Genomic DNA, 23,688 nt, shown 5'->3' on the forward strand with positions numbered 1-23,688 from the left:
ATAATTCCTATTCAATTTAATCAGTACCCGCACGCCATTTCTGAATGGCCTGCTGTAATGCTTCCGGTTGCTGGGTTCCGATCAGTACTTTTTCACCCCGGTTTTTATAAATCAATACACCCGTGCTTCCTTTGGCGTTAAAAACGGTGCCGTATTGCTTTGAAAAGCGGTAGCCATAACCGATGAATCCGTAGGTAATTAGCTCCGTCCGAACGACTTCATTGGGACGTATGCGTTCGGTCACGAAAGGACTGAACTGAATTTCCAGTACATCCCCAACAACAACCGTTTTCAGTGAAATAAAGTAAAAGAGCATCAGTAAACTCACGGGTATACTACCCAGAGCCAGTAAGGCCGGCGTGCTGATCGTACTGCCGTTCAGGTCATTACCTCCTATGACAACGTGAATCATTGCAGCTACCCACATCGCCATGATTGCGAGCAAGGGTAGCCAGATCCACGCTTGTGTCATTTTCTGCGTTTCCTGATAAACGAGCTCTTTCTTTGGCATAACATAAGCGGTTTAGCGTTGGGATTGTATTATAAGTACTTCATTACGCTATTCCCTAAACAGTGAATATAAGCTTTTTTCAAGAAAAAAGCCCTGATTGCTCAGGGCTGACTCGCATATTCTCTGTTTTGAGTATCGCCTTATTTTACCTGTACTTACAGCTTACTAGATTAAAAATCCACTCAAACAGTTTTAGAAAACAACGGTTGCTGGGGTTGATTTTTCTTTAATTTTTCGTCAAATACCATACAAATATTCCGCAAAAAAGCTCTCCCCTTTTCTGTAACGCACACGCGGTCTACGGTATATTCGATCAACTGATCGTCCTGTAATCCCTGCAAAGCCGCTTCTATTTCAGAAGAGCTACCGGGCTGCCATTGGGTTTCAAAGCGACACATTAAATCCAGAATCTGACGCCGGATATGCATATCTTCATCGGTCAGGGCATGACCTTTCAAAATCGGAAACGTTTGTTGCTCTACCGCCGCCGTGTACGCTTCGATATCTTTCAGGTTCTGGGCGAAGGCCGTCCAGCAATCCGAAATGGAAGAAGCCCCCAGCCCCACCAGCACCTCCGAACGCGTGGTGGTATACCCCATGAAGTTACGGTGGAGCGTACCCTTCTGCATGGCCTGATACAGGGAATCATGAGGCAAAGCAAAATGGTCCATTCCGATTTCGGTATAACCCGCTTCCTGTAGCAGATCCCGACCGATTTCGTACAGAGCCCGTTTTTCTTCGCCCTGTGGAATGTCTTCGTTCTGAAAACCGCGTTGTCCCGTACCCTTAATCCAGGGTACGTGAGCGTATGAGTAATACGAAATCCGGTCGGGTCGTAACGCAATGGTTTTCTGAATGGTATCCCGAACGCCCGCCTGCGTCTGAAACGGCAAACCGTACACTAAATCGTGACTCACGGACGAGTAGCCCGCCCGGCGAGCATGTTCAGTAGCGAGTTTCACCCGCTCGAACGGTTGAATGCGATGAATCGCCTGCTGCACGCGTGGATCATAATCCTGTACCCCGAAGCTGACACGTCGAAAGCCCAGGTCCGCGAGGGCCTGCAAATGTTCAAACGTGGTATTGTTGGGGTGTCCCTCAAAGCCAAAGTCCGGCTGCTCAACCGCCGTCGTACCTTTAAGTAGCTGCTCGACAAACCAGGCCAGATTCTCGGCCGTGAAAAAGGTGGGTGTTCCGCCTCCAAAGTGCATTTCGGCCAACGCAGGTTGCGAAGGAAACAGATCCAGGTAGAGTTGCCACTCCCGCAGGACCGTTTCCAGATACGGCCGCTCGACCCCATGGTTTTTCGTAATCCGTTTATGACAGCCACAAAACGTACACAAGCTTTCACAGTACGGCAGATGCACGTACAAGCTGACGGATCGGTCGGAACGAATGAATTTATCCAACAAGCGGTCTTTCCATTGTTCCGTAGTAAACGTATCCGTTTCCCAGTACGGTACCGTGGGATAACTCGTATAGCGTGGCCCAGCCACATCGTATTTTTTTAACAGTGAAGTATCCATCAGTCGCGTATCCAAAAGCACGGCTCAGTGGCCGGTGAACTGTCCGCAAATTTTCTGGTTTGAGCCGGGGTAAACAATGACTTTTCTCAGGTCCGCGTACCGGATCGGTCATTCAGGCTTTACTTTTGACGATCGTTTCACTGGTCTTGTTTTTCCATGGAGTCTGCGTATCCCTACCTCAAATCCCTGCACATCATTTTTGTGGTGAGCTGGTTTGCGGGTCTGTTTTATTTACCCCGGCTGTTTATTTATCACACCGAAGCTCATACCAAGCCCGAGCCAGCCCGTGGCATTCTGCTGGCCGAGTACCGGAAAAATGAAAAGCTACTCTTCAACGCCATCATGGTTCCGGCAATGTGGCTCACCATCCTTTCAGCCAGCTGGATGCTGTATTTGATTCCTGCCTGGCTGGAACAGTCCTGGATGCACCTGAAGCTTACCTTCGTAGCGGGTGTGGTGGCGTACCATTTTTACTGCCGCAAGCTGATCTACGAACTGCGGCAGGATCACTTCCGGCACAGCTCTTTTCAGTTACGATTGTGGAATGAAGTAGCAACGATTCTGCTCTTTGCCATTGTTTTTCTGGTGGTACTGAAGAATGCACTCGACTGGATTTACGGCGTGGTGGGTCTGCTTGTTTTTGCCGTAGTTATTATGATGGCCGTACGGCTGGTCAAACGGCGACGGGAACAAAAGCAGCAAAAGCCTTAAAAGAACTTGGCGGTTTAGGTTGCAGCCTCTATTTTTGTCCCATTATCTCAAAAGAAATTCATCATGTCATCTCATAGCGAATCAACCTCTTCTAAAGCACCTCAGTTGGGCGGTTTTCTTCTTCTGGCTATTGTCCTCTGGGGTTTTGGCGATTTATTGACTGCTATCGTAGGCACATTGCTGGTCGGAGCTGCTTTTGCGGCTTACAATTCGCCCCGTCATTTTTAATCTGAACACATCAGATAAAAAAAGGCCTGCTAACGCTAGCAGGCCTTTTTTTGTGTCTTTCAGAAAAAAAATTCTGATCATTTTCGCAAAAGATTATTTGGATAGTAAGGCCTGAATGCTGGATGCTCATTGTCATTTCATTGCTATGACCGTAGGGAATTCTTCGAAATGGCAGAACAGGGAAATACCACTCTACAAATAGTTCAATTTATCAGTAAAAAAATTTTAAAATAATTAATCCCTTTTTCTGAAACCTCATTTTTCAAAAATTGAACAAAATTTAATTCCGCTTACTAAAATTTAAACTTGTTCCGATGTGAAGTTCGATTTTGTCTCTTAAATCCATCTTTTTTCAAAGCTTCCCACCTATTCATGCCCTACGCTAACTGTTTGATAATCTGATGGAATAAAGAGTAATTCGAACCAGAAAACAGAACGTTACGGTACGAACGTACGTTTCTTCAACACAGTCTGATTCGAAAAGCCATGAATTTTTCTTTGCATAGTTCCTTATTAATGTCTCTTCCCCGGCCCGCTGGTATGACCCAACCCGGGGCGGAATTTATGTTACCCTTTCTCGTCATTGCTTTCGCTTGCGTAGGCGTTGGATTTTACTTTGCCAACCGTCGCCAGCAATGGTTACAACATTCAGCAGTTGCCGAAGGCGTTATTGTGGATGTCCTGAAGAAATACAACCGGGATGATAAAATGGGCAACTACCCGCTCCTTTTTCCTCAGGTGAAGTTCAGCGTAGGTAATCACCAGTTCGTAGCTCAGGGCGAAGAAGCCCTCTCTCAACCGATTCAGGTCGGCGAGACGGTACCCGTTCGGTACAACATCGAAAACCCTGAAGACGCTACGCTGGGAACGGACCACGTACCCGGTACTAATCCGAAGGTATTTTACATCTTAGGAGGCGTCTTTGTACTGATCAGTGTACTGTTTGCCCTCTAAATTTTGCGTTGAGTATTGGTGTTTTCTTCAATATGATACCCCTAAGGTCTGCGATCTTAGGGGTATTTTTATTGGCACTTTCTTCAAACTTATTCTCTTCAGAAAGGTTTCTTCAGCGTCTGCCCTCCGTACCCCATGAGAAATCTTATCCGCAATTCGACGTACCTTCTGCTGCCCGATTCCGGAAAAGCAGTCGGTGGTGCGGGGTTTTTAACTGAAATCAATAGATTTACTTCAGGGAGTATCCTCGGTCTCATTCACCGCAAGGTTTCTGAGTAGGGCTGTCTTATCCCCTGGATGCTCGTCCCTTGAATAAATCTAATAATATATGCATTGGATATAATTGAGCGACGTTTTAAATTTTTCAAGACTCTCCAAATTATATTCAGAATTTTTCAAAGATTACGGCATTTCTTTTGGCAAGTTTGCATATTTGCAGCCAACTATTTTTAAGTATGATAAACGCTTGTGCTAAAGGTTGAATCCTTGAAAACAAGCCTTACCCGAATAAGTCTTTCTTTTAACCTCATTGCTGCATGACTCCTGAATACGTCCGCAAAATCAAGCGTCTGCTGGTAGCCAACCGGGGCGAAATTGCCATTCGCATTATGCGGGCCGCTACCGAACTGGGCATCCAGACCATTGCTGTCTATACGTACGAAGATCGTTACTCGCTCCATCGCTATAAAGCCGACGAAGCCTATCAGATTGGCCGGGATGAAGACCCGCTCAAGCCTTACCTCGACGTGGAGGGACTGATTGCTCTGGCCAAACGCAAAAACATCGACGCCATTCACCCCGGCTACGGTTTCCTGAGCGAAAACACGACGCTTGCGACCCGTTGCCGTGAGGAAAATATCATTTTCGTAGGCCCATCACCCGAAGCCATGCACGCTCTGGGTGATAAAGTGATTGCCAAGGATACCGCTATCAAGGCCGGACTTCCCATCATCCAGGACGCGAAAATCAAGGGAGAACCCATTGAAAAGGTCATCTCTGAAGCCGAACGCATTGGTTTCCCGATCATGCTGAAAGCCGCCGCTGGTGGCGGTGGCCGGGGAATGCGGGTCGTTCGGGACGCTGAATCCCTGGAACGCTCCTACAATGAAGCCCGGAACGAAGCCAAAAATGCCTTCGGTGACGATACGATTTTCATTGAAAAATACATTGAAAATCCCAAGCACATTGAAGTACAGTTGCTGGGCGATCAGCATGGCAATCTACTTCACCTGTTCGAGCGGGATTGTTCCGTACAGCGTCGTTTCCAGAAGGTCGTAGAAATTGCTCCTTCGGTCAACCTCAAGCAGGAAACCCGCGATAAGCTGTACGAATACGCCGTGGCGATCGGTAAGGCCGTTAACTATTCCTGTGCCGGTACGGTGGAATTTCTGGTCGATAAGGAAGAGAATATCTACTTTATCGAGGTAAACCCCCGGATTCAGGTAGAGCATACGATTACGGAAGAAATTACCGGTATCGACCTGGTACGCAGTCAGTTGCTGGTGGCCATGAACTACAAGCTCTCCGACAACGGCATTTACCTGCACAGCCAGGACGACGTGGAAATGAGCGGCTTTGCCATCCAGTGCCGCATCACGACCGAAGATCCCGCGAACGGTTTTAAACCCGATTTTGGTACCATCATTGCGTACCGCAACGCCGCTGGTTTTGGTATTCGTCTGGACGAAGGCTCGACGTATCCGGGGATGAAAATTTCCCCCTACTTCGATTCTATGCTGGTGAAGGTTTCTTCGTCGGGCCGTACCTTCAAGGGAGCCATTCAGCGACTGGAACGGGCCTTGGTCGAATTCCGGATTCGGGGGGTAAAAACCAATATTCCCTTCCTGCAAAACGTACTCGCCCACCCGACCTTCCAGTCAGGATCGTGTACGGTGCAGTTCATCGACAATTCACCCGAACTCTTTAATTTCCGTAAATCACAGGATCGCTCGACTAAGCTATTACGCTACCTCGGCGAAGTGATCGTGAACGGAAATCCGGACGTAAAAGTCAAAAACCAGAAGACGTTCCGCACGCCCATCGTTCCCAGCACGGACCCGTACAGCGAGTTTCCAATGGGGAATAAAGACCGCCTGACGCGGCTCGGCCCGGCCAAGTTTGCGGAGTGGGTTAAGGAACACAATACCATTCTGTACACGGATACGACCTTCCGCGATGGGCACCAGTCCTTGCTGGCCACGCGGGTGCGTACCGACGACATGCTGGAAGTAGCTTCGGGTTTTGCGAAAGCGTTCCCGCAGCTATTTTCCATGGAAGTCTGGGGTGGAGCGACCTTCGACGTTTCGATGCGGTTCCTCTACGAAAACCCCTGGACCCGTCTGCGGCAATTCCGCGAAGCCATGCCGAACATGCTGCTTCAGATGTTGTTCCGGGGTAGCAATGCCGTAGGGTACTCGGCGTATCCGGATAACCTGATTGAAACCTTCGTGGAAAAATCCTGGGAATCGGGCGTGGATGTATTCCGCATTTTCGATTCGCTCAACTGGATTGATTCGATGAAAGTATCGATCAAGGCCGTACAGGAACGCACGGGTGGGATTGCCGAAGCGGCCATCTGCTACACGGGCGATTTTCTGCAGCACAAGAATGATCCGAACTACAAATATTCGCTGCAATATTACCTGGATCTGGCCCGTCAGCTGGAAGATTTAGGTTCGCACATGCTTTGTATCAAAGACATGGCGGGCTTACTGAAACCACAACAGGCGGCCATTCTGGTGAGTGAACTGAAGAAAGTACTGAGCATTCCGGTACACCTGCACACGCACGACACGTCCTCGATTCAGCCGGCTACGTACCTGAAAGCCATCGAAGCGGGTGTGGACGTGGTGGATTGCTCGATTGCGGCAATGTCGGGCCTGACGTCTCAACCTAACTTCAACTCCGTGGTAGCCATGATGCAGGGCCACGAACGCGAGCATCCGATTGATTTGTCCCTGCTGAATCAGTATTCTACGTACTGGGAGGATGTTCGGGAGTACTACTATCCGTTTGAAAGTGGCATGAAGTCCGGTTCGGCGGAGGTATACGACAACGAAGTCCCCGGCGGTCAGTTCTCGAACTTACGTCAACAGGCCATTTCGATGGGCGTAGGCGATCAGTTTGAGACACTCAAGAAAAACTACATCACGGCCAACCAGCTTTTCGGGGATATCGTGAAAGTAACGCCTTCGTCGAAAGTAGTCGGCGATATGGCAATCTTCATGACGACCAATAACCTAACGTCGGATGAGATTTTCTTACGCGGCGATTCGCTGAGTTTCCCCGAATCGGTGAAGGGCTTCTTTAAAGGCGAACTGGGTCAACCCGCGGGTGGCTTTCCCGAGAAACTTCAGAAGCTGGTGTTGAAAGACGACGAACCCATTACGGGCCGTCCGAACGACAGTTTACCGCCGCTGAATATCGACGAAGATTTCGAAGCCTTCAAGAAGAAATTCCCCAACGCGGAGACGTTCATGGGCAACGACGGAGCCTTCCTCGATTACCTGGCGTACAAGATGTATCCGAAGGTATACGAAGAATTCTACGTCGCTTCGGATCGGTACGGAGATGTGAGTAAGCTGCCTACACCGGCGTTCTTCTACGGATTAAAACAGGACGAAGAAGTACTCGTGACGATTGAAGAAGGAAAGACAATCATGATCAAACTTTCCTACGTATCCGAGCCCGACGAAACGGGTCATCGGACGGTAACCTTCGATCTCAACGGACAGGCTCGCCGGATTTCCATCAAAGACCAGACGTTCAAGGCCACCAAAGCCCAGAATGAAAAGGTTACGAAAGCGGGGCAGATTGGGGCTCCCTTACAGGGCCGTCTGGTACGCATTCAGGTGAAAGAAGGCCAGGAAGTGAAGAAAAATCAGCCGCTGTTCGTGATCGAAGCCATGAAAATGGAAAGTATCGTAGCGGCTCCCATCGCTGGAAAAGTATCAGCTATTACGTTAACGGAAGGTACCGTCGTTGAACAGGATGACTGGGTACTGACGATTGAATAGTAAAATCTGTAGCATTATTTGAAAAGGTTTGATTACGTTTGAGCTGGTTTCATCCCTTCAACAAAGGGATTGGAACAGCCGACGTGTCAAACCTTTTCAATCGTTTTACTGCTTTCTATACCTTTTATTCAGTATTTCATTTCAATTAAACCTCTAACGTATGCATCGCACATTCGCACTCGTTCTGGTGCTGGTCTGCTCCAGTTTGTTCACCTTCGCGGATCAACCCGCAAAAGCCAAATGGAAGTCGCTTTTCAATGGTAAAGACCTAACGGGCTGGAAAGTGTATGGTACCGAAAAATGGTACGTTGAAAACGGTCAGCTCATTTGCGAGAGTGGTCCCGACAAACAGTACGGCTACCTGGCCACGGAAGAACAATTCAAGGATTTTGAAGTAGAAGCTAGTTTCAAACAGGAAGCCGATGGCAACAGCGGTATCTTCTTCCACTCCTCCATCGAAGGCACCAAAGTGTCGGGCTGGCAGGTAGAGGTAGCTCCCCCAAACCATGCAACGGGCGGTATCTACGAGTCATACGGACGGGGCTGGCTCATCAAACCCGATCCGGCTAAGGACAAGGCATTGAAAATGGGCGAATGGAATACGATGAAAATTCGCGTACAGGGCAATACCGTCACCTCCTGGCTCAACGGCAAAGAAATGGTAACAATGACCGATCCTGCTTTCGGTTCAAAAACCGGTAGTATCGCTCTGCAAATTCACGATGGTGGTGGGATTAAAGTTCGCTGGAAAGACATCAAAGTTCGGACGTTGTAAGCCGTTCCTAATACATAAAAAAGCCGTCTGGAAAACCAGGCGGCTTTTTTTGTGCTGAATACTTACCATTGGTCACAAGTGTATTTCCATGGGCTCCCACTGCTTTGTATCTTTCGAAAAAACACTTCATACCCATTGTATGCGAAAAATTTTTCTCTCCGCCATTATGGTCGTAGCGGGACTGGCCACTACGCACGGCCAGGGGGTGTACTTCACTTCCTACCCCAGTATTAGCCCGGATGCGAAAACGCTCGTATTTACCTACGAAAACGACCTCTGGAAAACCGATCTCACGACGGGCGTCAGTACCCGCCTTACGGCCATGCAGGGGAGCGAAACCCGGGCCCGCTTCTCCCCCGACGGCAAATGGCTGGCCTTTACGGGCACGCAGTACGGCAACGCCGATGTGTACGTGATGCCCGCCGAGGGTGGTGAAATCCGGCAGTTGACCTTCCACGACAGTTACGATCTATTCGATGGCTGGGGCTGGGATTCGAAAACGATTTACTTCGAATCAGGAGCGTACAACAATGGTACGGCCTATACCCTTTCCATCGATGGTGGTACACCCAAACGCATCTTTGGACATTTCTTCAACCGGATTCACAGTATTGCCGAACATCCCACCACCGGCGAGCTGTACTTCAACGATACCTGGGAAAGCGATAACCAGGCCTATCGCAAAGGGTACAAGGGTGAATTTAACCCTGATATCCAGTCGTACAATTCGAAAACCAAGGCCTACAAGCGGTATACGGATTATCAGGGCAAGGATATGTGGACGACCATCGATAAATCGGGTCAGGTCTATTTTGTTTCCGATGAGGCCAACGGTGAATACAACCTGTACGCCTTTAACGGTGGCAAAAAGACGGCATTGACCTCGTTCAAGGAATCCATCAAGCGTCCTCAGGTCAGTGCCAATGGCCAGAAAGTGGTCTTTGAGAAAGATTACCAGCTTTGGATTTACGACGTCGCCAGCAAAAAAGCTCAGCCCGTCCAACTGTCCATTTCTCGGAACTTTACGCTTCCCAAGGCTCAGGATTTCATCGTACAGGGCAATATCAATTTCTTCGATGTATCACCCGATGGTAAGAAAATGGCGTTCTCTTCTAGGGGACAACTGTTCGTTTCCGACGTGGAAGGCAAGTACATCAAGCAACTCAGCAGCAGTCCGACGGGCCGGGTACTGGAAGTAAAATGGCTTTCCGACAACCGGACGCTAGTATTCAACCAGACCGTTAATGGTTACCAGAATTTTTTCAGCATCCCCGCCGATGGTAACGGCTCGGCGAAAGCCCTGACGAAAGACCTTCGGAATAACCGGAATCTCTTCCTGAATAAGGACCGTACGAAGGCCGTGTACTTGAGCGGTCGCGACGAAGTTCGCTTACTGGATTTGAAGTCATTCGATTCGAAGACGCTCGTGAAAGATGAAATATGGGCTTTCCAGAACTCCTCACCCATGTTTTCTCCCAACGATGAGTACGTCGTATTCACGGCTCACCGTAATTTTGAGCAGGACATTTTCGTCCACAAACTCTCGGACGGGAAAACGTATAACCTGACCAACACGGGCGTTACGGAAGAAGCTCCGTACTGGTCGCCCGACGGCAAGTACATCTATTTTGCCAGCAATCGGTACAAACCTTCCTATCCCTTTGGTCTGGCCGACGCCCACGTCTACCGGATGCCGCTGAGCAAGCTGGAAGAGCCGTATCGTTCCGACAAATTCGCCGAGCTGTTCAAAAAAGAAGAAAAGAAAGACGAGAAAAAGGAAACCAAGACAGACTCGAGCAAAACCAGTACGAAAAAGACGGACGCCAAAAAGGATCAAAAAGAAGAGAAAAAGGACGAAAAGAAAAAAGAAGAACCCAAGAAGATTGATCCGATTGTGATTGACTTCGACGGTTTGATGGATCGCCTGGAGCAGATCAGTCCGAATTTCGGTACAGCGGTGGATCCCATCGTTGTTCAAAAAGACACCAAAACGTTCGTTCTTTTCCAGTCAGATCACGATCAGGGCCAACCCAGCTGGTGGAAAACGACGATTGAACCCTTTGTACCGAACAAAACGGAAAAAATCGAAGGTACCCGTGGAGCTTCCGATTTTCTTCAACTCGATGGGAAGTATTACGTCATCGTGGGCGGAAACATTCACAAGCTGAATCTGGATGCCAATAAAGTCGAGAAAATCGACATGAAACATACCTTCCGGAAGAATTTCGAGGAAGAATTCCGCCAGATGTTCGAAGAAACCTGGGCGAATGTGGAGGAGAACTTCTACAATGAAACCTTCCACGGAGCCGACTGGAAATCCCTCAAGCCGAAATACGAGGCCTTTGTTTCGCGGGCCAATAACCGTACGGATTTCCGTACGCTGATGAACGATATGCTCGGCGAGTTGAATTCTTCGCACACGGGTTTCAGTTCGTACGGTCCGGAAGAAAGTAACTTCTTCGCGACCCGTACGCTTACGCCCGGCGTGATCTTCGAGGATGAAAATCCGTACCGGGTGAAGGCTGTCGTCAAGAATTCACCGCTCGATAAAACTGGAAAAGACGTAAAACCCGGTGACGTACTCGTGAAGGTGAACGGACAGGAGGTTAACCCCAAGCAAAACCGCGATTTCTATTTCCAGCAACCTTCGCTGGATCAGGAAATGGAACTGACATTCGAACGAAACGGCAAAAACGTTGAAGTGAAAGTCCACCCTGAGTACTCAGGTGCACTGGTGAATCAGTTGTACGATGAATGGATCGATCAAAACCAGAAGTACGTGGATACCAAGAGCAAAAACCGGATCGGTTACGTACACATGAAAAACATGGGTATGGACGAATACCAGAAGTTTGTGATTGACATGACCCGCGACTGGAATCAGAAAGACGCTCTGATTGTGGATTTACGCTACAACACGGGCGGCAACGTTCACGATCTGGTGCTGAACTTCCTGAGTCAGCGTCCGTATCTGCAATGGCAATACCGGGGCGGTGCCCGCTCGCCGCAGCCGAACTTTAGCCCCTCGGGTAAGCCCATTGTGATGCTGATCAACGAACAATCCCTGAGCGATGCCGAGATGACTTCTGCCGGATTCAAGGCTCTGAAATTAGGTAAGCTGATTGGTACGGAAACCTACCGCTGGATCATTTTCACCTCGGGTAAAGGACTGGTGGATGGTTCGTTTTACCGTCTGCCTTCCTGGGGTTGTTATACCCTCGACGGCAAGAATCTCGAACGCGAGGGTGTCCAGCCGGACATCACCGTCAAACAAACCTTTATGGATCGTCTGGAAGGAAAAGAACCCCAGCTCGACCGAGCCATTGAGGAGATCTTGAAAGATTTGAAGTAAGCAGGTCACGAAAAGCCCCGGACGTCGATCCGGGGCTTTTTTTGAAGTTTGAAAGGCGTTAAAAACGCGTTTGAAGTTTGAGTATGGATTTAAGGTTTGATTAGGGTTTCGCCGAACGACTGTTTCTCTCTTACTTCAAAACCCCGTAGGGATGGTCCTTTTGTAATTAGGGGTTTCAACCCCTGGCCCATTACACCCGCCCCCGTACCTCCTTTAGCTTCATCGTCATCGACTCCGCCTCCTGCTCTACCCAGCTCCGGTATTCCGTAATGGCCTGCTGACGCTGTTCCTCCGTAAGCCAGCCGTTTTGTACCATTTGCTGGCCACGGGTCTCGGCTACGGTCGTCCAGAGGTTGAGTTTTGCGGTAAAGTCAGCTTGTCCCCGCTGATAGACTTCATTGGAATCCAGTACAAGGATTTCCTGAAAATCCAATTCGCTGAATAAGTCCGGCAGGTGATCCGCAATTTCGTTGTCCATACCCGCGTCCGCCCGCCAGTCCAGAAAAGCCTGATAGAAAACCTGCATACTCGCGGGTGGTGTCGGTGACCATTCGAGTTGTGCGTGGTTGTAATCAAGTATCGATACCCAGCCGCCCGGTTTCAGCAACGTTTTGAACTGACTCAAGGCCTCTTTCGGATTACTCAGCCATTGCAACACCCGAGCCGATACAATCAGGTCGAACGGTTGCTCGGGCTGGTAAGTAAATAAATTTTCTGTCAGTAATTCCAGATTCGTGATTTCCGCGAAATACGCTTTTCCCCGTTCAATCAAATGTTCGCTGGAATCAATGCCCACAACCGAACCTTCGGGTCCGACTGCATCGGCGATGCCCCTGGAAATGGTACCCGTTCCGCAGCCCACATCGAGTACCCGCATACCCGGTTGTAGAAGCGACAGCAGCGTAGGATAATCGCTGGACAGGGTTCGCTGGTCGAGTACGGCGGCAGTGCCTTCGGGCATCCGGGCACGGTCAATGGCTTCGGAATTCATATGAAAAAAGGTTAGTTACGCCGTCAAGGTAAACAAAACCTCCCAGTATTTTCCGATGCTACGTACGCTTACGTTCCTAGAGATGATCCATTCTTTTCTACTGATTTTTAGTGGAATGACTTCTTTGAAAGGTCATTTACAATCTTAGATAAGTAACCCATCCGAAGGCAGAGAATCGTTTTTCTGAAACTATTCTCCCTTTCTTTGCGGTTAGTCGCAACTCAAACGATTCTTCTATTCTATGCAATCATTACAAGGAAAGCTGGCACTCGTCACCGGTGCTGGAAAAGGAATTGGCCGGGCCATTGCTCTGGCTCTGGCGGCCGAAGGCGTTAACGTCGCTCTGCTGGCCCGTTCAAACGACAGCCTGAAAGAAGTTGCCGCCGCCGTGGAAGCACTGGGTACAAAAGCGTATCCGGTGTCAGCTGACGTAGCCGACCGTAACTCCGTCGAAACAGCCATCAATCAGATCCAAACGACGGCTGGCCCCATCGACATTCTCATCAACAATGCGGGTACGGCCAGCTTCGGTAGCTTTCTGGAACTGGAACCCGAAACCTGGGAAAACATCATTCAGGTCAATCTGATGGGCGTTTATTACGCCACCCGGGCCGTATTGCCCAGTATGATCGAAAACCAGTCCGGCGACATCATCAACATCGCTTCCACCGCTGGTCAACGCGGAGCCGCCCGTACCAGTGCCTACAGTGCTTCGAAATTTGCGGTACTGGGTCTGACGGAATCGTTGATGCAGGAGGTTCGTAAACACAACATCCGGGTCACGGCCCTGACGCCCAGTACCGTGGCTACGGATATGGCGGTGGCTCTGAACTTAACGGACGGGAACCCCGAGAAAGTCATGCAGGCCGAAGATCTGGCCGAACTGGTCATCGCTCATTTAAAGTTAAATCGTCGCGTATTTGTCAAAGAAGCGGGTTTGTGGTCTACGAACCCTTAAGCTCTTTTGACCATCCATCCTGATCCATACGTTCAGGATGGATGGTCAAACAAAAACTCTTGCACCCACTGCCAGGGTCCCTGGTGGTATTCCCAGAGTACGAGTCCCGTCGCCTTTATCTCAAAAGGTTCAAAACGCTGCTGCAATTCCTGTTGCAGGGCTTTGGCTTCGGCCGGACTTACCTTATTCTGAACCGTAATATGGGGCCACAATCGTTGCTGATCCTGCGGAATCAGCCATTGGGCCCATTCGTTCTGCAACTGCCGATGCAGGGCTTTCAATGGTTCGCTTTCGATCGCAAAGGCGACTCCCCGCCCAATCATTTTTACTTCCCGTACGCCTAGTTTCAGGGGTGGTCGTTGCGTCAGTTCCCGTAATGTATTTTCGATAATAGGTTCCTGAGGCGGTAACTGATGAAATAGCGTCAGGTGAGCTTTCAGAAAATTTCGGTCGGGTGGAAAGTATTTTTCCCGTAACGCATCGAAGTACTGCTGAGCCGGGGCTTCCAGCTTCAACGTTACTATCAGTGGAAATAATGATTCAGATTCGGTTTGCATACGTGTCAAAACTGGCATGGTTTCTTTTGTTAATACGCTGAACAAAAAGAATCAAACCAATGAAAAAAGGCGACGAAGTAAGCTGGAAGTGGGGAAATGGGAAGGCACATGGTACCATTGAATCCGTACACACCGAAACTATCGAACGAAAAATCAAAGGAGAAGCCATCACTCGCAAGGGTACGAAAGACAATCCGGCCCTGGTAATCAAGCAGGAAGACGGCGATAAAGTCTTGAAACTGGCTTCGGAAGTCGATAAAAAATAAAAGAAATTCCGGAGAAAAAGTTAGAAAAAATGGCCTTGGGTACTGTTGGAACGCGTTTTTTACCTTCGATTGAAACGAAACGTCTCACCATTAATCTTTGACCTTATGAAAAAGTTGACATTAACCCGCTGGTCCACGTACCTTGTTTTATTATCAATCACCATGAGTTTGACCAGCTGCGAAGCCATTAAAGGAATCTTTAAGGCAGGCGTTTGGAGCGGAATTATCATGGTCGTTTTAGGCATTGCCGTCGTAATCTGGGTCGTTTCCAAGCTCTTTGGTGGCGGAGGCCGCTAAACGTCACCACTCGTTCAATCCTATTGATCTCAAGAACAGTAAAAGGCGGTCCGGAATAGTCTGGACCGCCTTTTACTGTTCTTGAATTAATAGGTTTACTACAACTATAGTACGAAAGAGTAAATCCTTGAGCAGTGAAGGAAATATAACTTTGGGACAGTTGAATATCGATTAGAAAGACAGTTGGAGACTGCTGAGTTGATAGTACAAGTTGGGAAACCTGCACCAGTCGTACTCTCCCGAACGCCCTAACCCCGAAGGGGTTCAACGTGAATAGCCCCGTATGCAATACGAGGAACCCGTTATCTCCAATGCAAACTTGCACCAGTCGTACCCTCTTCAATTCGAACGCCCCAACTCCGAAGGGTTTTAACGTAAACAATTCCGTATGCAATGCGGGAAATCCTACAATTTCACCCGATACAAGCGATACGGATAATCCACCCGATTCTGTCCCTGGTTGAACTTAGGAGCCCGCTGGTACTGAGCCGCCGTTACGTACAAATAGCCATCCGGACCAATGGCAAAGCTATCGGGCCAGAGCAATCGTTCGTCCTGTACCAGCGTTTCGAACGTACGATTCTGGGCGTTGAATCGATACAGTGTTTTCTTTTCCGAATCCCCCATGTACACATTTCCAGCGTTGTCGGCGAACATTCCGTGGGAAATGCCCGCTTTCCCGACGGCTTCTACTTTCGACTCCAGTTCTGCTTTCGGTAATGAAGTATCAGCCAGAGCCGCTGTCGGGATGCGGTATAATTGAGTCTGGGTAATCGGTCGGTAATAAAAATATTCTCCCGCCAGAGCAATGCCATTCACGTTACTACTGAACGGTTTCCCCGACTGATCCTTTACCTCGATTCCATCAATCGTAAGCTTATACGCGGGATCAGCCGTAGTAGAAGGATGTTTTTCAAGTACTGTCCGGCTTTTGCCCGTTTTTAAATCCAGCACGACCACGGCGGCCCGTCCGGGATCCGATAAGAACGCCAGTTGGCGTTTGGTATCCACGTTCACATCATTTAGTCCCGTTTTCTCCCGGGGCAGGTCTTCAAAACGATAAATACGTTCGACAGCATTCGTTTTCAGGTTAATTTTCAACAATTTAATTCCCTCGGGAATGGATTTTCCGAAACTCGGATTGGCCGGATCCAAAGCCCAGAGGGTATTATCAGCATCCACATACAGGGCCTGCAAACTCACAAAATGATCCTGGGGATGTAAGGAATCTTCCTGATTCCAGGCCTGATTCGGGTACGGCACCTGAGTCCTATCCGACTTGATTTCAATCAGGGCGTTTTTATAATCCCTGGACCACTTCGGAAACGTAACGAAGGTGCGTCCCTCCTGCGAAATGGCTAATCCTACGGGTTGATATTTCCCAAACTGAGCCGCTTCTTCCAGCGTACGCTTCGGAGATTGGGCAATGGCGAGCGTTGTTACCAGAACAAAGGCCAGGGTGTACACGTGTTTTTTCATACATTTCCGTACTTTTTTGCAAGCTTACGGCAAGTCCATTCGCAAAAAGAATGTTCCCGGTAATCCATTTTCTGCATGGCAACCATCGATCCCATCGAGTACTACACCGACATTCGTACGCTTGAGCATTTGGCGGGAGCCTACATTCCCGTACCGGCAGCGATCGTCCAACAAATCGGCACGTTCAAGATTCGTCTTTTTTGTACGGTCAACGGCACGCTTACCTGGCCCTGCGGGCTGGTCGCTCACGGACAGGGCGATGCTTACCTTACCATTAATCAGGAACGACTCAAGAAACTAAAGTTAAAATCGGGCAGCGAAGTACACGTGCAACTCAGGCCGGATGAAAGCGAATTCGGACTGGAAATGCCGGAGGAATTACAGGAAGTACTGCGTCTTGATGACGAAGGCCAACGACGTTTTCAGGCACTCATTCCGGGGAAACAACGCTTTTTGATCCGAACGGTACTCGCGGTAAAACATACGCAGTTACGCGTGGACCGATCGCTGCAATTGATTACCCGTTTGAAGCAGGCTCCCGAAGGTAAGGAAACGTTTGCCCAATTATCGCTCCGCTAAAACCAGCGGCTCCTTTGAACGATTTTTTAGCGTTTTACCATCCGAACTATTCATTGTATTATGGCAGAACTGCGTGAAGTCTGGCTCCGTGGCCCCCTACCCGACCTACCTGATTTGTTACAACCCGTGGCCCATGCCCTGCTGCAGGCCCGGGAAGAAATTCAGGCTCTGACGGCTCAATTTCCGAACGTACGACTGTGGGAACGACCCTCGGGCGTCGCCTCTCCGGGTTTTCACCTCCAGCATCTGACAGGCGTACTGGATCGATTGTATACCTACGCCCGGAGCGAAGCCCTGACGGAAGCACAGCTCGCGTACCTGGCGACGGAAAGTTTGCCGAATGAACAAAGCGTTACGGCCTTAGTCGAGCAATTCAATCAACAGGTAGATCAAGCTCTGCAACAGCTCCGCCATACGGACGTGCAAACGCTCACCGAAACGCGGGGTGTGGGTCGGGCTCAACTTCCTTCCACCGTACTGGGTTTATACGTACATTCGGCAGAACACACCATGCGGCATTTAGGGCAGTTGCTGGTAACGGTTCGAATGCTGGAAAGTTGAAGCAATAATTTACTCGTTCCCACCAGCTAAGTCATTCCCGAAAGGGGCCATTTTTCAAACTTGAAAGCGTATTCAAACCCTCTTAAACCTTCGGCCTTTTCAAACGTCATTCAAACTATACACCACTTAAACCTCTTCAAACCCTACCCATCCCATGAAAGCAGTAGTAGTCACCCAAGCCGGTAATCCGGATGTATTGCAGGTACAGGACCGTTCGGTACCGCAACCCAATGAAACCCAGGTACTCATTAAAGTAGAAGCGGCGGGAATTAACCGGGCCGATCTGATGATGCGGCAGGGAAAATACAGCGGCGAGACGCCCCCCGTACTGGGTCTGGAAATAGCAGGCACAATTGAATCCTGTGGCCCCACGGTCAAACAATGGAAAAAAGGGCAACGCGTCTGTGCCCTCATTGCGAATGGTGGTTACGCCGAGTACGCTCTGGCCGACGCCCGGCATTGCCTCCCCCTACCGGCTGACTTGCCCATGACCGAAGCAGCGGGGTTGCCCGAAACGGTGTTTACGGTCTGGAGTAATGTGTTTCAACGAACGAAAATACTACCCGGCGAAATCCTGCTCGTACAGGGCGGCACCAGCGGCATTGGCCTGACGGCGATTCAAATGGCTAAAGCCTTTGGCGTACGCGTGTATGCCACGGCGGGTACCGACGAAAAGTGTGCTTTTGCCTGTAAATGGGGAGCCGATCGCTGTGCCAACTACCGTACGCAGGATTTTGAGGCCGAGTTTTCGGATACGGGTGTAGACGTTGTGCTTGATTATGTGGGCGGCGATTACACGGCTAAACACCTGCGTCTGCTCCGGCCCGAAGGTCGCCTGTGCTGGCTGGCTGGACTCGATGGCGTGAAAACGGAAATTAACATCATGGATGTGATGTCGAAGCGATTACAGCTAACGGGTAGTATGCTTTCGCCCCGTACCGCTGATTTTAAAGCTCAGCTTGCGGCCGACATTGAAGCCAAAGTGTGGCCCCTGGTACAACAGGGCAAAATACGTACGGAGGTGTACCGGACTTTCCCACTGGAGGAAGCGGCCGAAGCTCACCGATTGATGGAAAAAGGCGAACACATCGGAAAGATTATTTTGACGGTATAATGGATACTTTAGGTATACGCAAATGGCTATACGTTCAACTATATTTGTAGCTGTTTTTGACGTAAACATTCCTCTACTCATCCATGAATCGCCGGAAATTTGTTACTTCCTCCGTACTTGCGGCCACGGCTGCTACCTTACCCGCTCAGGCTGCTAGCCAGGCTGAAGCGGCTTTTTTTGAACTTCGTGTGTATGAATTGAAAGGAGGAAATGCTCTGGACGAGTACCTGAAAACGGCGTTGATTCCCGCTTTGAATCGGCAGGGCGTAAAAACCGTAGGTGTATTTCGGGAGATGGGAAAATCGGAACCTCCAATGGTATATGTCCTGATTCCCTACGCATCGATGAATGCCTACGCAGAATCGGCCAGTCGATTGACCAAGGATTCGGATTTCCAGAAAGCCAGCGAAAACTACCGGAATCTCATGCCCGAACGAGCCTCGTACGCCCGGTACAAATCGTCGCTGATGCAGGGATTTTCGGGTTTTCCGCAGGTTGTAGCTCCGGATACCAAACAAAGCCGAATCTTTGAACTGCGTACCTACGAAGGCTTCAGTGAAGACGCCGTTCGCCGGAAAATTGCCATGTTCAATGATGCGGAAATCAAGGTATTCAACAACGTGGGCCTGACGCCCGTTTTCTTCGGTGAAGTCAAAATCGGCGATTCTCTTCCCTGTCTGACGTACATGCTGACGTTCAAAAACATGGAAGAACGCGATGCCAACTGGAAAAAATTCGGCAGCGACCCCGACTGGAAACGCATTTCCGGACTCCCCGAATACGCGAATACCGTTTCCCGAATTCAGCGGGTATTTCTGGAACCTACGGGCTACTCCCAGGTTTAAATCGACAAAAAAGCGTCCGGGGCAAAACCCCGGACGCTTCTTCATTCAACCCCGCAAGGAGTAGTATTCATTCAGATACCCACTTTTCGACGTTGAGCTTTTGAGGACTGAAAAGCGAGCAGCTCCCCGCCATAAACCTCATACCTTTCTCAAACTTTAAACCTTAAACTTCATACCCCACTCAAACTCACCCCCACCTACAACTGCTTTTTCTTCTTTTTCTTGACTTTCGAAAGTCGTTCTTCCTCTTCCTGAATCAGGCTCCGCCAATCGGTATTTTTTTCACTATCGGCTCCCAGATCAATCGTGGCTTCGTAGTCTAACTGATCAATGTTCAGGACCTTGATGGGCTTGGTCAAATAGGCTTCGATTTCTTTCAGTATGGGCTTTTCCTCCGTACTGCAAAACGATACGGCGTGCCCCCGTTGCGTACCCCGGCCCGTACGGCCTACGCGGTGTACGTAGTTTTCGGCCTGTTCCGGAAGGTCGTAATTGACGACGTAGTCTACGTTGGCAATATCAATGCCCCGGGCACTGACGTCGGTCGCAATCAGTACTTTTGTTTCACCTTTTCTGAAATCATTGAGTACCGACAAGCGATCCGTTTGTTCCTTTCCTCCGTGAATGGTCTGACTGGCAATGTTCATCCGTTCAAGGGCTTTGCTGACGCGTTCGGCCCGAACTTTGGTCCGGACAAAAACCAGTAGTTTACTTTCGGGATGTTCGTTAATAAGCCGTTCCAGGAAGAAACGTTTATCGTCCATTTCCACGAAAGCCACGGCATGATCGATGTTCTTAGAAACGGGATCTTTCGGCGAAATCTGAATCCGGATGGGATTCGTAACCAGCGAATACGCCAGTTTTTTGATCGTTTCGTTGATCGTGGCCGAGAAAAACAGGGTTTGTCGCTTTTTGGGCAGGTACTTGATCAGGTCCTGAATATCCTTGATGAAGCCCAGGTCCAGCATATGATCCGCTTCATCAAGAATCAGGATTTCTACGCTATTCATATGAATGTACCCCTGGCTCGTCAAATCAAACATCCGTCCCGGTGTCGTTACCAGAATATCAATGCCTTCTTCCAGTTTGGCAATCTGCGGTCCCTGCTCTACGCCACCAAAGGTACAGAACGACTTTACTTTGGAGTGGTGACCGATTTGCTGGAAAACCTCCGTAATCTGGATGGCCAGCTCGCGGGTAGGTACCATCACGATACACTTGATGCCAGTACTGCGTTTGGTCTGTTTTCGGTTGTGAATCATGCTCAGCACCGGAATGGCGAAAGCCGCCGTTTTTCCGGTACCAGTCTGGGCAATCGCTAGTACGTCCTCACCCTTTAGAATGGGAGGAATGGATTTAAACTGGATGTCTGTCGGCCGCTTGAAGCCGAGTTTGACCAGACTTTTCTTTATTTCCGGAGCGATGGAATATTCTTCAAATTTCATAGGCCATGTGTTTTACCGGAATGTCTAATCGAGACTTTCCAGGTACAATTCTTCTACTTTCTTACGAGCCCAGGGCGTTTTCCGTAAAAACGTCAGGCTCGATTTAATACTGGGATCATGGGTAAAACACCTGATCCGAATCCGTAAGCCCAGTTGATCCCAGCCGTAATAATCGACCAAATGAAATAAAATCATTTGCAGGGTTTTGCCTTCGAGTGGATCTTTCATACTAGTTTATTCCTGTGTATTAAGTTTGCCCGCATTGCATACGGGTCTATTTATATTGAACCCCTTCGGGGTTGACAAGCCTAGTTATACAATGAGCAAACCATTTTCACGCAATTTACCGCCGATGTCCGACGATAAAAAGGCCTGAAAACTGCCCAAGCCTTCTGCTTCGTAGGACTGTTTTAGTTTTTCGAACGACGCCGGTTCGGTTACCTGAATGGTCGGTAACGTATCCGTTAGCCATTGACCCGTAGCCGCATCCGTTACGAAGCCCCACTCCTGTTTTCGATCGTAGAAGGTCAATTCGGCCAGATCGACCCGGTGTTTCCCGCGTTTTTCCTCAAAAAAAGCCAGCGAAGGCTCCTTTCCCAACCAGACGGTCAGGGCATTGGGACGAATGTCTTCTTCCTGATCTTCCACGCTTCGCTGAATATAATTCGGCGGAATCGTCGTTTTCGGTACCCGAAAATCGAACCATTCCTGCAAAGGAAACTCAAAACAAACGCCGTGCATGTAGTTAAAGAGCGATTTCCTTAACCCCTCAGCGAAGCGGTCGTGGTTGGCTCCCAGCGGGTCGGCGTGATCCAGGTCGTTGTCGGCAAAATCGCCCGCAATGGGGCCAATCCGCTGTACGTCGAATGCTTCCGGCTGTAAACCTACGGGCGAGTGGGCCGTCATGGCAAAGCGATGCCAGAATCCTGACTGTACAATACCCAGCTCAAACAATTGCCGTACCATTTCCAGCGAATCAATCGTTTCCTGGGCCGTTTGCGTCGGAAATCCGTACATCAGGTAGGCGTGTACCATGATGCCCGCCCGCGTAAAGCCATCGGCCACGCGAGCCACCTGAGCCACGGTTACGCCCTTTTTCATCCGGTCAAGCAGCCGATCCGAAGCCACTTCCAGTCCCCCCGATACGGCAATGCAGCCCGAGGCTTTGAGTAACCTACACAAATCGGGCGTAAAACTCTTCTCGAAGCGAATGTTCGTCCACCACACTACCGTTAGTTTTCGGCGAATGATTTCCAGAGCCAGCTCCCGCATCAGGGCGGGCGGAGCGGCCTCGTCCACGAAATGGAAGCCATTCTGCCCCGTCTGTTCGATAATCTCTTCGATTCGATCACAAAGCAGTGAGGCCGTCATGGGTTCGTACCGTTTGATGTAATCGAGCGTCACATCACAGAAGGAGCACTTGCCCCAGTAACAGCCGTGGGCCAGGGTCAGCTTGTTCCAGCGACCATCGCTCCAGAGGCGGTGCATGGGATTCACGACTTCAATCACTGACAAATAATCCGCTAGTGGCAACTCGCGGTAATCGGGCGTTCCGGTATCCCGCTGGGCCACGTCGCGTTCTTTGGTCCCATTCAGGTAATGAACCGCTCCATCAATTCGCGTGAAGACCCGCTTGAGATTCGCTGCTGTCCGGGTGCCCGATAGATACTCCAGCAAATGCAGCAAGGGGGCTTCCCCATCGTCGAGGCATACGTAATCCAGGTAATCAAACACCCGGGTTTCCTTCAGCGAGCGGAGTTCGGTATTGGCATAACCGCCACCCATGACTACGGCAATCTCGGGATGATGGGTTTTCAGGTATTTTCCGCACTTCAACGCTCCGTACAGATTCCCCGGAAATGGTACCGTCAGGCAGACGACGGTGGGCTGCCAGTGCCGGATTTTTTCTTCCAGCAAATCGGTCAGTATCGTTGAAATCAACGTGTCCGGAGCCTGGAGCGTGGTGTGTAGTTCGTCAAAATGCGTGGCCGAGCGGCCCAGTCGTTCAGCGTATCGGCTGAAGCCGAAATGCGGATCGACGGCTTCGGTAATCAAATCCCCCAGATCTTCGAGGTACAATGTCGCCAAATGGCGGGCTTTATCGTGCGTACCCATCGTTCCGAAGGCCCAGTCCAGATCATCCAGCTGAGCAAACCGCGACGCTTCGGGCAGGTAAGTCCGGTCACTGATGGCGTGAGCCAGCGTCGGATTTTTGTTCTGCAGGAAACGAATCACCGGACCGATGGTCTGAATGTATTCATCCCGCAGGGAATAAATGCGGTAACTATTATCAGAAAGCTCGATGCTGTCGTTGGCGACCAGTGCATCGAACATCGTTTGCAATCCTTTTCGGGAAAATAACTGCAGAATCACCTCAATGCCCAGATCGGCCTGATGCGATTCGTAGCCCTTGGTATTCAGAAAACCTTTCAGGTACGCCGTGGCTGGGTACGGGGTATTTAACTGCGTGAAAGGGGGGGTGATGAAGAGAATTTTTGGTGTCAAATCTATGCTGCGTTGCCG

The 23,688-nt window shown here is 49.7% G+C and carries 21 protein-coding genes; 13 read left to right on the forward strand and 8 right to left on the reverse strand.

Annotated elements, in window-relative coordinates; translation table 11 throughout:
• Positions 1 to 16: 16 nt before the first annotated feature.
• Both BWI97_RS02330 and hemN read right to left on the reverse strand, forming a co-directional pair.
• Positions 17 to 511 carry a hypothetical protein gene (locus BWI97_RS02330; protein ID WP_102199878.1) on the reverse strand — a complete coding sequence of 165 codons (495 nt, stop codon included), beginning with the start codon at positions 509 to 511 and terminating at the stop codon, positions 17 to 19.
• A gap of 182 nt (positions 512 to 693) precedes the next feature.
• Positions 694 to 2,058, reverse strand: coding sequence for an oxygen-independent coproporphyrinogen III oxidase (gene hemN, locus BWI97_RS02335; protein ID WP_369826525.1), 1,365 nt, complete (start codon positions 2,056 to 2,058; stop codon positions 694 to 696).
• Between the two features lie 135 nt (positions 2,059 to 2,193).
• Here hemN and BWI97_RS02340 point away from each other — a divergent pair, with 135 nt between their 5' ends.
• From BWI97_RS02340 to BWI97_RS02360, 6 genes are all read left to right on the forward strand, one after another.
• Complete coding sequence (locus BWI97_RS02340) at positions 2,194 to 2,748, forward strand: CopD family protein (protein WP_094811935.1); 555 nt, start codon at positions 2,194 to 2,196, stop codon at positions 2,746 to 2,748.
• A gap of 63 nt (positions 2,749 to 2,811) precedes the next feature.
• Positions 2,812 to 2,976: a hypothetical protein gene (locus tag BWI97_RS27585; RefSeq protein ID WP_158242670.1), complete on the forward strand. Its 165-nt coding sequence runs from the start codon at positions 2,812 to 2,814 to the stop codon at positions 2,974 to 2,976.
• A 486-nt stretch (positions 2,977 to 3,462) separates the two neighbouring features.
• Positions 3,463 to 3,930 carry a DUF3592 domain-containing protein gene (locus BWI97_RS02345; protein WP_094811933.1) on the forward strand — a complete coding sequence of 156 codons (468 nt, stop codon included), beginning with the start codon at positions 3,463 to 3,465 and terminating at the stop codon, positions 3,928 to 3,930.
• Positions 3,931 to 4,466: 536 nt separating this feature from the next.
• The gene (locus tag BWI97_RS02350; protein ID WP_102199880.1) at positions 4,467 to 7,946 is read left to right on the forward strand and encodes a pyruvate carboxylase; all 3,480 of its coding nucleotides are present in this window, start codon (positions 4,467 to 4,469) and stop codon (positions 7,944 to 7,946) included.
• 160 nt (positions 7,947 to 8,106) lie between these two features.
• On the forward strand, positions 8,107 to 8,721 hold the full coding sequence (locus BWI97_RS02355; protein ID WP_094811929.1) for a DUF1080 domain-containing protein: 615 nt from the start codon (positions 8,107 to 8,109) through the stop codon (positions 8,719 to 8,721).
• Positions 8,722 to 8,860: 139 nt separating this feature from the next.
• Positions 8,861 to 12,073 (forward strand): S41 family peptidase, encoded by a 3,213-nt coding sequence (locus BWI97_RS02360; RefSeq protein WP_102199881.1) that lies wholly within the window; start codon positions 8,861 to 8,863, stop codon positions 12,071 to 12,073.
• Positions 12,074 to 12,263: 190 nt separating this feature from the next.
• Here the strand turns inward: BWI97_RS02360 and BWI97_RS02365 are convergent, their stop codons facing one another.
• On the reverse strand, positions 12,264 to 13,064 hold the full coding sequence (locus BWI97_RS02365; RefSeq protein ID WP_199181978.1) for a methyltransferase domain-containing protein: 801 nt from the start codon (positions 13,062 to 13,064) through the stop codon (positions 12,264 to 12,266).
• 241 nt (positions 13,065 to 13,305) lie between these two features.
• On the opposite strand from BWI97_RS02365, the gene BWI97_RS02370 reads away from it, so the two are divergent.
• Positions 13,306 to 14,022, forward strand: coding sequence for a 3-ketoacyl-ACP reductase (locus BWI97_RS02370; RefSeq protein WP_094811925.1), 717 nt, complete (start codon positions 13,306 to 13,308; stop codon positions 14,020 to 14,022).
• Between the two features lie 32 nt (positions 14,023 to 14,054).
• Here the strand turns inward: BWI97_RS02370 and BWI97_RS02375 are convergent, their stop codons facing one another.
• Positions 14,055 to 14,579, reverse strand: a complete 525-nt coding sequence (locus BWI97_RS02375; RefSeq protein ID WP_094811923.1) for a 2'-5' RNA ligase family protein — start codon at positions 14,577 to 14,579, stop codon at positions 14,055 to 14,057.
• A gap of 59 nt (positions 14,580 to 14,638) precedes the next feature.
• On the opposite strand from BWI97_RS02375, the gene BWI97_RS02380 reads away from it, so the two are divergent.
• Entirely contained in the window at positions 14,639 to 14,845 is a 207-nt protein-coding gene (locus BWI97_RS02380; RefSeq protein WP_094811921.1) for a DUF2945 domain-containing protein, read from the forward strand.
• Positions 14,846 to 14,950: 105 nt separating this feature from the next.
• Positions 14,951 to 15,142 (forward strand): hypothetical protein, encoded by a 192-nt coding sequence (locus BWI97_RS02385; protein WP_094811919.1) that lies wholly within the window; start codon positions 14,951 to 14,953, stop codon positions 15,140 to 15,142.
• 405 nt (positions 15,143 to 15,547) lie between these two features.
• Here BWI97_RS02385 and BWI97_RS02390 read toward each other — a convergent pair whose 3' ends face one another.
• Positions 15,548 to 16,621, reverse strand: coding sequence for an L-dopachrome tautomerase-related protein (locus tag BWI97_RS02390; RefSeq protein ID WP_102199882.1), 1,074 nt, complete (start codon positions 16,619 to 16,621; stop codon positions 15,548 to 15,550).
• Positions 16,622 to 16,696: 75 nt separating this feature from the next.
• Here BWI97_RS02390 and BWI97_RS02395 point away from each other — a divergent pair, with 75 nt between their 5' ends.
• The 4 genes from BWI97_RS02395 (at position 16,697) to BWI97_RS02410 (ending at position 19,720) form a co-directional block, all read left to right on the forward strand.
• Positions 16,697 to 17,200 (forward strand): YdeI/OmpD-associated family protein, encoded by a 504-nt coding sequence (locus BWI97_RS02395; RefSeq protein WP_102199883.1) that lies wholly within the window; start codon positions 16,697 to 16,699, stop codon positions 17,198 to 17,200.
• Positions 17,201 to 17,260: 60 nt separating this feature from the next.
• Positions 17,261 to 17,761 carry a DinB family protein gene (locus tag BWI97_RS02400; protein ID WP_102199884.1) on the forward strand — a complete coding sequence of 167 codons (501 nt, stop codon included), beginning with the start codon at positions 17,261 to 17,263 and terminating at the stop codon, positions 17,759 to 17,761.
• Positions 17,762 to 17,915: 154 nt separating this feature from the next.
• A complete protein-coding gene (locus BWI97_RS02405; RefSeq protein WP_102199885.1) occupies positions 17,916 to 18,875 on the forward strand; it encodes an NAD(P)H-quinone oxidoreductase in 960 nt (319 codons plus the stop codon).
• A gap of 83 nt (positions 18,876 to 18,958) precedes the next feature.
• Positions 18,959 to 19,720 (forward strand): NIPSNAP family protein, encoded by a 762-nt coding sequence (locus BWI97_RS02410; protein ID WP_102199886.1) that lies wholly within the window; start codon positions 18,959 to 18,961, stop codon positions 19,718 to 19,720.
• A gap of 197 nt (positions 19,721 to 19,917) precedes the next feature.
• On the opposite strand, the gene BWI97_RS02415 is transcribed toward BWI97_RS02410, so the two are convergent.
• From BWI97_RS02415 to BWI97_RS02425, 3 genes are all read right to left on the reverse strand, one after another.
• Positions 19,918 to 21,165 carry a DEAD/DEAH box helicase gene (locus BWI97_RS02415; protein WP_102199887.1) on the reverse strand — a complete coding sequence of 416 codons (1,248 nt, stop codon included), beginning with the start codon at positions 21,163 to 21,165 and terminating at the stop codon, positions 19,918 to 19,920.
• 24 nt (positions 21,166 to 21,189) lie between these two features.
• Entirely contained in the window at positions 21,190 to 21,393 is a 204-nt protein-coding gene (locus BWI97_RS02420) for a VF530 family DNA-binding protein (protein ID WP_094812906.1), read from the reverse strand.
• A gap of 84 nt (positions 21,394 to 21,477) precedes the next feature.
• On the reverse strand, positions 21,478 to 23,670 hold the full coding sequence (locus tag BWI97_RS02425) for a radical SAM protein (RefSeq protein ID WP_102199888.1): 2,193 nt from the start codon (positions 23,668 to 23,670) through the stop codon (positions 21,478 to 21,480).
• Between the last annotated feature and the right edge of the window lie 18 nt (positions 23,671 to 23,688).

Source organism: Siphonobacter sp. BAB-5405 (assembly GCF_002872335.1).
Classification (GTDB): domain Bacteria; phylum Bacteroidota; class Bacteroidia; order Cytophagales; family Spirosomataceae; genus Siphonobacter.